Genomic DNA, 9,882 nt, shown 5'->3' on the forward strand with positions numbered 1-9,882 from the left:
GTAAATTGACGGAACGGCAATTTACCTTTTATAAATCGACTGAAGGAGGGATAAAACTATAAATTAGATGAATTAATTGGTTACTATCTAATTAACCTACACTACATAAACATCCCCACAAACTCTAATTTATCAATCTTACCTTTACCTACAATCAAAATTGAAAAAACCTAATTTATCAAATTTATCTTTACCCACAAACAAAATTGAAAAACCCTAATTTGTTAAATTGTTTTTAGATTAGCACAAGCAAAATAATAAATTAAAATAAAAAATTATTCTTCATCAATATTCTTATATGTATCGGTACAGATTTCCTTAATCTTTTCTCTGAGAATCTGAAAATCTCTGAAAGCCTCCGGCCTTTTTCTAGGGTCACGAAGTACAGCAGCAGGATGTAACATAGGCATCATCAAAACATCACCTTTCTTAAAGAAAAGACCATGTTCTTTAGTGATTTTAATGTCAGGCTTAATAATTTTTGCTGATGCAATTCTGCCAAGACAAACAATAATTTTTGGATTGATAAGTTTATATTGATTTCTTAGCCAGTCAGTACAAGCAACTTGTTCTTCAGGTTTAGGGTCTCTGTTTTTTGGTGGACGACATTTCACGATATTTGCAATATAAATATTTTCTTCTCTTGAAAGGTCAACTGAATATAGCATCTTATCAAGTAGCTTTCCACCACGACCAACAAAAGGTTCTCCTTGTAGGTCCTCATTTTCTCCCGGCCCTTCACCGATAAACATAACTTCTGCATTTGGATTACCAACACCAAACACAACATTGGTTCTTGTTTCGCAAAGACCACATTTTTTACAGTTCAAACATTGTTCTTTTAATTCATTCCAATTATCTATCATTTTTCTCTCCTAAAATTCCGTTAAAATATTGAAAATTTTGTCGAATGGGTGTAATATGATTACGGAAATAAAATTCCCAAATATTTTTGATTGGTGGTATATATTATGAAGGTATTAGTAGAAACATCTGCACACCATGTTCATGTTTCTGATGAAGCTTTAGAAGCTTTATTTGGTAAGGGTGCAACATTAACAAACAAGAAAGATTTATCACAGCCTGGTCAGTTTGCTTGTGTTGAAAAGGTAACTGTTGTTGGTCCTCGTGGTGAAATGAAAATGTCAATCCTAGGCCCTACAAGAAAGGCTACTCAGGTTGAAGTTTCACTTACAGATGCAAGAAAGCTAGGCATCGCAGCTCCTGTTAGAGAATCAGGTTGTATCGAAGGTACACCTGGTTGTAAGCTAGTAGGCCCTGCCGGTGAATATGAAATTTCTGAAGGTGTTATCGCTGCAAAAAGACACATTCACTTTACTCCTGAAAACGCTAAAGAATGTGGCGTAGAGGATAAGCAGATTGTTTCTGTTAAAATTGAGGGTACAGAACGCTCACTAACTTTTGATGAAGTTGTTGTTCGTGTTTCTGAAAATTATGCTCCTGCAATGCACATTGATACTGACGAAAGTAACGCAGCAATGGCATTTGGTGAAGTATACGGCGAGATTATTAAATAATCTTTCTTCTAATATAACATACTTTTTTTAAAATTAAAAGTAACTTGCTAAAGGATAGGGCTTTCTCTATCCTTTATTTTTATTAACATATTAAAATTATAATTTGCAAAATAGGAGAAAGTGTGATAGAATAGGGAAAACTATATGTAGAATGTTGTAAAGTAATATAGCAAAAGCAAAAAAATTGCAATATATCACAAAATAGTAAAAAAAGTTTTACAAAAAGGTTGACTGATTGACAGCCATATGATATAATCTTAATTACCTCGAATAGGGGTTTATTTTTTGTGCCCCAATGAGGGAGGCTATATTATTCTAATAGGAATAATCGGGAGGTGCCGTTAATGAGAGTAAAAGTAACAATGGCCTGCACAGAGTGCAAACAGCGTAATTACAACACAATGAAAAACAAGAAAAACAATCCTGACAGACTTGAAATGAACAAGTATTGCAGATTCTGCAAAAAGCATACTCTGCACAAGGAAACAAAGTAATCGGAGGGTAGTTATGGCTGAAAAGAACAAGGCTTCTAAGAAAGCTACAAAGAAAAAGAAAAATGTCTTTTCACGAATCATCTCTTACTTCCGAGCTTGTATCGGAGAATGTAAAAAGATTAGTTGGCCAACATGGCAGCACACAACAAGAAATTTCGGCATTGTTCTTGTCGTAATCATTCTTTGTGGACTTGTTATCTTTGGCGTAGACAGAGGTCTTTATGCATTGCTTGATCTTGTAATGGAAACTGCCAACACTTAAGGCATAACTTTGAGAAAGAAGGTTTAGTATGCCAGAAGCAAAGTGGTATGTTGTTCATACTTATTCAGGATATGAAAACAAGGTTGCCTCAACTCTTGAAACAACTGTTGAGAACCGTGGGCTTCAGGATATGATTCACGATGTAAAAGTTCCAACAGAAACTGTTGTTGAAGAAGTGAATGGCAAACAAAAGGAAACAGAGCATAAGCTCTATCCCGGATATGTTTTCATAAAGATGATTTACACAGATGAAACTTGGTATGTAGTCCGCAACATTAGAGGTTGTACAGGTTTTGTCGGTCCATCAAGTAAACCGATTCCTCTTTCAGATGAAGAAGTTTATCGTATGGGTGTAGAAAAGAGAACAGTTGAAGTTTCTTACTCAGTTGGTGATGAGGTTAGAATCACTTATGGTCCACTTGAAGATTTTGTGGGTACTGTAGAAGAAATGGATATTGATAAGGACTATGTAAGAGTTATCGTATCAATGTTTGGTAAGGAAACTCCGGTTGAACTTGATTTAGGTCAGGTTGAACCAGTAACAGAAGACTGAGTATATAATTAGTAATCTACTTTTTATATAAGAGGGATTTTGTGTCCCCAGTGGGAGGGCTAAAGCCCACTATAAACCACGAATTAGGAGGAAATTTATTATGGCACAGAAGGTAATCGGCTACATTAAGCTTCAGATTCCTGCCGGCAAAGCTACACCGGCTCCACCAGTTGGTCCTGCTCTAGGTCAGCACGGTGTTAACATCGTAGCATTTACAAAGGAATTTAACGAAAGAACTCAGAAGGATGCTGGTCTAATCATCCCTGTAGTTATTACAGTATATGCAGACCACAGCTTTACATTCGTAACAAAAACTCCACCAGCTGCTGTTCTTATTAAGAAGGCTATCAATCTAAATAGTGGTTCAGGCGAACCTAACAAGAAGAAGGTTGGTACAATTAAGAAAGAACAGGTTAAGGCAATCGCTGAACAGAAGATGCCTGACCTTAACGCTGCAACAATCGAAACTGCTATGAGCATGATCGAAGGTACTTGCAGAAGCATGGGCGTTACAGTAGAAGAATAATTTATTCCGGGTGGGAGGAATATCCGTTTGACCACCTAATGATGGAGGATTTAAATGAAACACGGTAAGAATTATGTTGATAGCGCAAAGCTTATCGACAAAAATAAACAATATGATACAAAGGAAGCTCTTGACCTTTGTTTACAGACTGCAAAAGCAAAGTTTGACGAAACAATCGAACTTCACGTAAGACTAGGTGTTGACTCTCGTCACGCTGATCAGCAGGTTCGTGGTGCAGTTGTTCTTCCAAACGGTACAGGTAAGGACGTTAGAGTTCTTGCTATCTGTAAGGGCGAAAATGAACAGCTAGCTAAGGACGCAGGTGCAGACTTTGTTGGTGCAGAAGATATGACACAGAAGATCCAGCAGGAAAACTGGATGGACTTCGATGTTCTTGTTACTACACCTGATTGTATGGGTCTAGTTGGTCGTCTAGGTAGAATCCTAGGTCCTCGTGGCTTAATGCCAAATCCAAAGGCCGGTACAGTTACTCCTGACATTGCTAAGGCAATCAAGGAAGCTAAGGCTGGTAAGATTGAATATCGTCTAGATAAGACAAACATTATCCACTGCCCAATTGGTAAGAAGAGCTTTGGTACAGATAAGCTATCTGAAAACCTAGAAACTCTTATGGATGCAGTTGTTAAGGTTAAGCCTGCTGCTGCTAAGGGTCAGTACATCAAGTCTGTTGCTGTTACATCAACAATGGGTCCTGGTGTTAAGCTTGCTACTTCAAAGTACGGCAACTAATTAATTTGTTATTAACGAAAGTTAATATATATATTTCGCTGTTCTAAAGACAGTAGGTGCAGAAATGCGTAAGTTTATCGCCTACCGAGGAAGAGAATTATTACTATGTAATTTATGCCTCTCCTCGGAAACTGGGAGAGGTTTTCTTTTGAACTGCGTATAAAAATTCATACGGAGGTGACAGAATTGCCAAGTGAAAAGGTTTTAGAAGCTAAGAAAGCTTTAGTAGCTGAACTTGCTGAAAGACTAAAAGCTTCTGTTTCTGGTATTGTTGTTAACTACGAAGGTATCAGCGTTTCTGATGATACAGCTCTTAGAAAAGAACTTCGTGAATGTGACGTTAAGTACACAGTTGTTAAGAATACAATGCTAGGTAGAGCTTGTGAAGAAGCTGGTCTAGCCGGTCTAGAAGACGTACTAGAAGGTACAACAGCTATTGCTACAAGTGAAACAGATTACACTGGTGCTGCAAGAGTTCTTAGCAAGTATGCTAAGGATATTGATACTTTTGCAATTAAGAGTGGTTTCCTTGATGGTGAAGTTATTGATATGGACAAGATTGATGCCCTAGCAAAACTACCTACAAGAGAAGTTCTACTTGCAAATGTTCTTGGTGCATTCCAGGCTCCTATTGCATCATTCGCAAGAGGTGTCCAGGCTATCGTTGACAAGGGTGGCGTTGAAGCTTGCCTTGCTGACAAAGAAAATGCTGATGCTGAAGAAGCTCCAGCAGAAGAAGCTGCAGAATAATTTATCTGCAAAATTAACTTAAATTATAACTATAACTTAAAATTTCGGAGGTATATTAAAATGGCTAGTGAAAAGATTACTGCTATTATTGAAGAATTAAAGACTCTTACAGTTCTTGAACTATCTGATCTAGTTCACGCTGTAGAAGATGAATTTGGTGTATCAGCTGCTGCTGCAGTTGCAGTTGCTGCTCCTGGTGCTGGCGAAGCTGCTGCTGAAGAAAAGACAGAATTTGATGTTGTTCTTAAGTCTGCTGGTTCAAGCAAGATCAACGTTATCAAGGCTGTTCGTGAAATCACAGGTCTAGGCCTAAAGGAAGCTAAGGCTGTTGTTGATGGCGCACCTAAGACAGTTAAGGAAGCTGTTTCTAAGGATGACGCTGAAGCTATGAAGACAAAGCTAGAAGAAGCTGGCGCAGAAGTAGAACTAAAGTAATTTAGTCTTAACTTGCATTTTTAAGGGACTCATAAGAGTCCCTTTTTTACTTTTGTTTTAAATTTAGGACTGTTAGTTTTACTGTTTTCAAATTAGGACTCTACAATAAGATAAGCAAGAAAAAACCTATCACAAATTTTGTGATAGGTTTTTTTGGAGTTATTGATATGAAAAAATATTGTTATCAAATATTACTGATTATTGCTGATTCTGTAGTGTCTCTGCAAAACGAGAAGTTTTCTTTTTCTTAACCTTTTCAGGCTTAACAGTTTTGCCAATGTACTTTCTGCCACCCTTAGAATACTTCTGCATATCTTCATCAAAGTGTTCATAAAGCTTGTCATACTGTTCATCAGTTAGAGAGTTAATAATAACAATATTAACGATTGAACGAGTATCAGCATCACCGTTGTTGTACTGACGGTTAAGTAGTTGAGCTAACTTTTCAACTTGCTTCTTGTTAGGGTTCTTCATATATTCCTTTACTTTTGGAACAATGTGTTCCTTAGTAAAAGTAACACCTCTAAATGGGTAGTAGTTATCAGCTTCTTCTTTAATTTCATCCTTTAGCTCAGGGAAGAATGTTACAAATCTCTTTGCTAGAAATTCAGGGTCAGCACTACCTTCATCTTTGTTTTTCTTCTTTTTCTTCTTAGCCTGTTGAACTTTCTTTAGCTGAGTCTTGTCACCAAGCATTTCGGCAAAGTCTTTACCGATAGATTCAGCATCAGCCATTGTGTCACTTTCAGGGTCAAATAGCCATGTAGCCATATTCTTCCAGTCATTATCAGGACCTTCTTCTGTCATACCACATGAACGAAGTACAAGGTGGTTGTCCTTTTCTGTATAAATAACTGAATAAATAAGACTGCCATTTGTAAACATAGCAACCTTTTCACCATCATCAGAGGCTACATTTTGTTGTGTAAAGCCTTGTTGTGACAATGCCTTTTCTACTTTATCTGTAATAGCACTAAATGCTTTGTTTAAAATATTATCTGCCAAGGTAATTCATCCTTTCAATCTTGTCTTTCAATTATACCTTGAATATAAGAATTTGTCAAAGGTTTTTCCCTTGACTTACCCTTGAAAGTTACTTCTTTCTATGATAAAATGAATATGTATGTTATATATAAGACAAAATTATAGAATTTTAGTCTGATAGGAGATTACAATGGATAAAAGAGCTATTGGTGTATTTGATTCCGGACTAGGTGGACTGACTGCCGTTAAGCAGTTAATAAAGGTTTTGCCAAATGAAAATATTGTTTACTTTGGTGATACAGGTAGAGTTCCATATGGTTCAAGAAGTAATGACACTATAAAAAAATATGCTTTACAAGATGCAAACTTTTTATTACAACACAATGTAAAAATGGTTATTGCTGCTTGTGGTACAGTTTCTTCAGTAGCCGGTGATTTATTGAGAGCTCAAGACTACCCATACACCGGTGTTGTAAACCCTACTGTATATACTGCAGTACGCGCAACTAAAAATAAAAGAGTTGGTGTTATCGGTACAAGTGCTACAATCGGTAGCCATAGCTACAAAAAAAGACTGACTGAGGAAGACCCTGAAATTAAGGTCTTTGAACAGGACTGTCCTCTATTTGTTCCACTTGTTGAAAATGGTTTCATTGATAAAAATGACCCTATTGTACACCTTACAGTAGAAAGATACCTTGCATCATTAAAAGAAAACAATGTTGATACGCTAATCCTAGGTTGTACTCACTATCCAATTTTGCGTGAGGTTATTGCCGAAGTTATGGGGGATAGTGTTTCATTGATAGATAGTGGTATGGAAACTGCTTATTATGCAAAGAAAGTTCTTAAGAGGGAAAACTTACTTGCACCGGAAACTCAAGTAGGCAAAAATGAATTTTATGTTAGCGACACTCCGGATAACTTTGAAAAGGTTGCTGAAATTTTCTTAGGACAAAATATTGACCACTATGTAAAACAGATAAATATAGAGGAATATTAATGAGTAAAAAATATTTGATTACATTTTATGCCTCTCAAAGTAACCTGCAAGAAAAGGACGAAATGACCTTTACTGCACCCGGTGAATACTATGAAGAAAATGGCATAAGAATTGTAAAATATAAAGAGTATTCTGAAGATAGTCAGCTTGAGGGTGACTATTCGCTAAACACCATTAAAATTGTAAATGACAGTAAACTCTCTATTCTTAGGGAAGGTGACCACACAACAAGACTTTTCTTAGAAAAAGACAAGGTACATAACTGCCATTACAGAACAAAAATGGGTGACTTAATGTTTAGTGTATTATGTACAAAGCTACACAATAATTTAACAGATAACGGTGGTAAGCTTGATGTTGCTTATAGCCTTGACTTAAATGGTGAAACTGTCAGCTACAACCGTTTTATTCTTACAGTAAAGGAAAATTGATATGTCAAAAACTGCTACACTTGCAAAACAACAAATGAAAGATGTTATTACATCTGCTATTAATAAAGCTATACAGAACGGTGCATTACCTGAGGGTGATATTCCGGAATTTATTATTGAAAAACCTGCCGATAAGTCTAACGGTGACTTAGCAACAAACTGTGCATTAGTTTCAGCAAAAACTTTTAGAATGCCACCATTTAAAATTGCTCAAGCTATTACAGAAAATATTGATTTAGAGGGTACTCTATTTACTAAGTTTGAAACTGCAGGTCCCGGTTTCATTAACTTCTTCCTATCACAAAGCTACTACAGTAAGGTACTAAAGGAAGTTGAAGAAGAAAAAGAAAACTTTGGACAGAGCAACTACGGTCAAGGTGAAAAGGTAATGGTAGAATTTGTTTCTGCTAACCCTACAGGTCCTATGCATATGGGTAATGCAAGAGGTGGTGCTTTAGGTGACTGTCTAGCATCTGTTCTTGATAAAGCCGGTTACAATGTGTGGAGAGAATTCTATGTAAATGATGCCGGTAATCAGATTGAAAAGTTTGCTTGTTCTCTGGAAGCCAGATACTTACAGATTTATGATGAAACAGTACCATTCCCGGAAGACGGTTATCAGGGTGGAGATATTACAGACCTTGCTAATCTATACAATGATGAAAACGGTGACAAGCTACTAAATGTTTCATCAGAAGAAAGAAAGAAAGCGCTTGTTGACTTTGCACTACCAAGAAATATTAAGAAAATGCAAAGTGATATGGCTAAGTATAAAATCACTTATGATAAGTGGTTCTTTGAAAGTGAACTTCACAAAAGTGGTGCAGTTAAAGAAGTTGTTGACATTCTTACAAAGAAAGGTCTAACATACGAAAAAGAAGGTGCTGTGTGGTACAAGAACAAAGAAGTTGTTACAAAGAAGCTTCTTTCAGAAGGTAAAAAGCAAGATTACATTGATAAGCTAGAACTAAAGGATGATGTTCTAATTCGTCAAAACGGTAACCCAACATATTTTACTGCTGATATTGCTTACCACAAAAATAAGTTTGACAGAGGTTTCACAACACTTATTGATGTATGGGGTGCTGACCACCATGGTCATGTTATGAGAATGAAAGGTGCTATGGATGCTATCGGTTATGATGGTGACAAGCTAAATGTTCTCCTAATGCAACTTGTTAAGCTGGTTCGTAACGGTGAACTTGTAAAGATGAGTAAGAGAACAGGTAAGGCAATTCAACTTGCCGACCTACTTGAAGAAGTACCTGTTGACTCAGCTAGATTTTTATTTAACACAAGAGAGGCTAACAGTCAGATGGACTTTGACCTTGACCTTGCAGTTAAAGAAGATAACCAAAACCCTGTTTATTATGTTCAGTATGCTCACGCCAGAATTTGCTCAATTCTAAAGGCTCTTGAAAAGGACGGTATCACACCAAAGGATTGTTCAGAAAGTGACCTTGATGTGCTAACTGCTCCTGAAGAAATTGATATTATCAGCCACCTAGCATCATTTGAAGATGAGATTATCTCTGCTGCTAAGGACTATGACCCAACAAAGATTACTCGCTATGTTACAACTCTTGCAACATTGTTCCATAAGTTCTACAATGCTTGTAGAGTTAAGGGCGATGACGAAAAGCTAACTCAGGCAAGACTTGCTCTTTGTGTTGCAGTTAAGACAGTTATTAAGAATGTTCTAACAATGTTCAACATTTCTTGCCCAGACTCAATGTAATTTGTTGTTAAGTCGTTATTCTAAAGATACCTAAAATTTAGAATTAAAAAATTATATTACCTATAATAAAGCAGACTCAATAATGGGTCTGCTTTTGCCTTTTGTATAACCAAAAATATAAGTAATCATAAATCACTATAACAAATTAGGGTTGTGGAGATGATTATGTTGTGTAGGTTAATTAGATAGTAGCCGATTAATTCATTTAATTTATAGTTTTATCCCTCCTTCAGTCATTCTTTAAAAAGTGAATTGCTCTGCAATTCACGAATGACTAGCTTTTCTAGCGAAAACGGCAAACCCTTTGTCCCTAACGGGACATTTCCCTTAGCAAGGGAATACCTCGTCTGAGGGAGCCTTTGTTTTTACTATAAATTGTATCAATTTATAAAGTCTGTACTATTTAAAAATTGCGTAC

13 protein-coding genes and 1 other annotated feature are annotated in these 9,882 nt (G+C 36.4%); of the genes, 11 read left to right on the forward strand and 2 right to left on the reverse strand.

Annotation, left to right across the window (positions count from 1 at the left end):
- Positions 1 to 275 precede the first annotated feature (275 nt).
- Positions 276 to 866, reverse strand: a complete 591-nt coding sequence (locus tag WMO18_RS09790; RefSeq protein WP_022505357.1) for a uracil-DNA glycosylase — start codon at positions 864 to 866, stop codon at positions 276 to 278.
- Between the two features lie 105 nt (positions 867 to 971).
- Here WMO18_RS09790 and WMO18_RS09795 point away from each other — a divergent pair, with 105 nt between their 5' ends.
- The 8 genes from WMO18_RS09795 to rplL all read left to right on the forward strand — a co-directional run bounded on the left by WMO18_RS09795 (position 972) and on the right by rplL (position 5,308).
- The gene (locus tag WMO18_RS09795) at positions 972 to 1,538 is read left to right on the forward strand and encodes a PduL/EutD family phosphate acyltransferase (RefSeq protein ID WP_022505356.1); all 567 of its coding nucleotides are present in this window, start codon (positions 972 to 974) and stop codon (positions 1,536 to 1,538) included.
- Between the two features lie 344 nt (positions 1,539 to 1,882).
- Positions 1,883 to 2,032: a 50S ribosomal protein L33 gene (rpmG, locus tag WMO18_RS09800; RefSeq protein ID WP_022505355.1), complete on the forward strand. Its 150-nt coding sequence runs from the start codon at positions 1,883 to 1,885 to the stop codon at positions 2,030 to 2,032.
- A gap of 13 nt (positions 2,033 to 2,045) precedes the next feature.
- Positions 2,046 to 2,294 (forward strand): preprotein translocase subunit SecE, encoded by a 249-nt coding sequence (gene secE, locus WMO18_RS09805; RefSeq protein ID WP_022505354.1) that lies wholly within the window; start codon positions 2,046 to 2,048, stop codon positions 2,292 to 2,294.
- Between the two features lie 28 nt (positions 2,295 to 2,322).
- Positions 2,323 to 2,847: a transcription termination/antitermination protein NusG gene (gene nusG, locus WMO18_RS09810; protein ID WP_022505353.1), complete on the forward strand. Its 525-nt coding sequence runs from the start codon at positions 2,323 to 2,325 to the stop codon at positions 2,845 to 2,847.
- A gap of 100 nt (positions 2,848 to 2,947) precedes the next feature.
- Complete coding sequence (gene rplK, locus WMO18_RS09815; protein ID WP_022505352.1) at positions 2,948 to 3,373, forward strand: 50S ribosomal protein L11; 426 nt, start codon at positions 2,948 to 2,950, stop codon at positions 3,371 to 3,373.
- A gap of 54 nt (positions 3,374 to 3,427) precedes the next feature.
- Complete coding sequence (rplA, locus tag WMO18_RS09820) at positions 3,428 to 4,123, forward strand: 50S ribosomal protein L1 (protein WP_367286571.1); 696 nt, start codon at positions 3,428 to 3,430, stop codon at positions 4,121 to 4,123.
- A 25-nt stretch (positions 4,124 to 4,148) separates the two neighbouring features.
- Positions 4,149 to 4,279 (forward strand) — a sequence feature (ribosomal protein L10 leader region).
- A 21-nt stretch (positions 4,280 to 4,300) separates the two neighbouring features.
- On the forward strand, positions 4,301 to 4,873 hold the full coding sequence (rplJ, locus tag WMO18_RS09825) for a 50S ribosomal protein L10 (protein WP_329979557.1): 573 nt from the start codon (positions 4,301 to 4,303) through the stop codon (positions 4,871 to 4,873).
- A gap of 60 nt (positions 4,874 to 4,933) precedes the next feature.
- Positions 4,934 to 5,308, forward strand: coding sequence for a 50S ribosomal protein L7/L12 (rplL, locus tag WMO18_RS09830; protein ID WP_138157198.1), 375 nt, complete (start codon positions 4,934 to 4,936; stop codon positions 5,306 to 5,308).
- Positions 5,309 to 5,506: 198 nt separating this feature from the next.
- On the opposite strand, the gene WMO18_RS09835 is transcribed toward rplL, so the two are convergent.
- Complete coding sequence (locus tag WMO18_RS09835; RefSeq protein ID WP_211147719.1) at positions 5,507 to 6,313, reverse strand: DUF7674 family protein; 807 nt, start codon at positions 6,311 to 6,313, stop codon at positions 5,507 to 5,509.
- A gap of 169 nt (positions 6,314 to 6,482) precedes the next feature.
- On the opposite strand from WMO18_RS09835, the gene murI reads away from it, so the two are divergent.
- Genes murI through argS form a run of 3 tightly spaced genes read left to right on the forward strand, consistent with a single transcriptional unit; the run spans position 6,483 to position 9,464 of the window.
- Positions 6,483 to 7,295: a glutamate racemase gene (gene murI / locus WMO18_RS09840; protein WP_211147718.1), complete on the forward strand. Its 813-nt coding sequence runs from the start codon at positions 6,483 to 6,485 to the stop codon at positions 7,293 to 7,295.
- Complete coding sequence (locus tag WMO18_RS09845) at positions 7,295 to 7,726, forward strand: YwiB family protein (RefSeq protein ID WP_022505346.1); 432 nt, start codon at positions 7,295 to 7,297, stop codon at positions 7,724 to 7,726. The genes murI and WMO18_RS09845 overlap by 1 nt, the downstream gene beginning before the upstream one ends.
- Before the next feature lies 1 nt (position 7,727).
- Positions 7,728 to 9,464: an arginine--tRNA ligase gene (gene argS / locus WMO18_RS09850; protein WP_367286572.1), complete on the forward strand. Its 1,737-nt coding sequence runs from the start codon at positions 7,728 to 7,730 to the stop codon at positions 9,462 to 9,464.
- Positions 9,465 to 9,882: the final 418 nt, after the last annotated feature.

This window comes from Ruminococcoides intestinihominis, assembly GCF_040096285.1.
Classification (GTDB): Bacteria; Bacillota; Clostridia; order Oscillospirales; family Acutalibacteraceae; genus Ruminococcoides; species Ruminococcoides intestinihominis.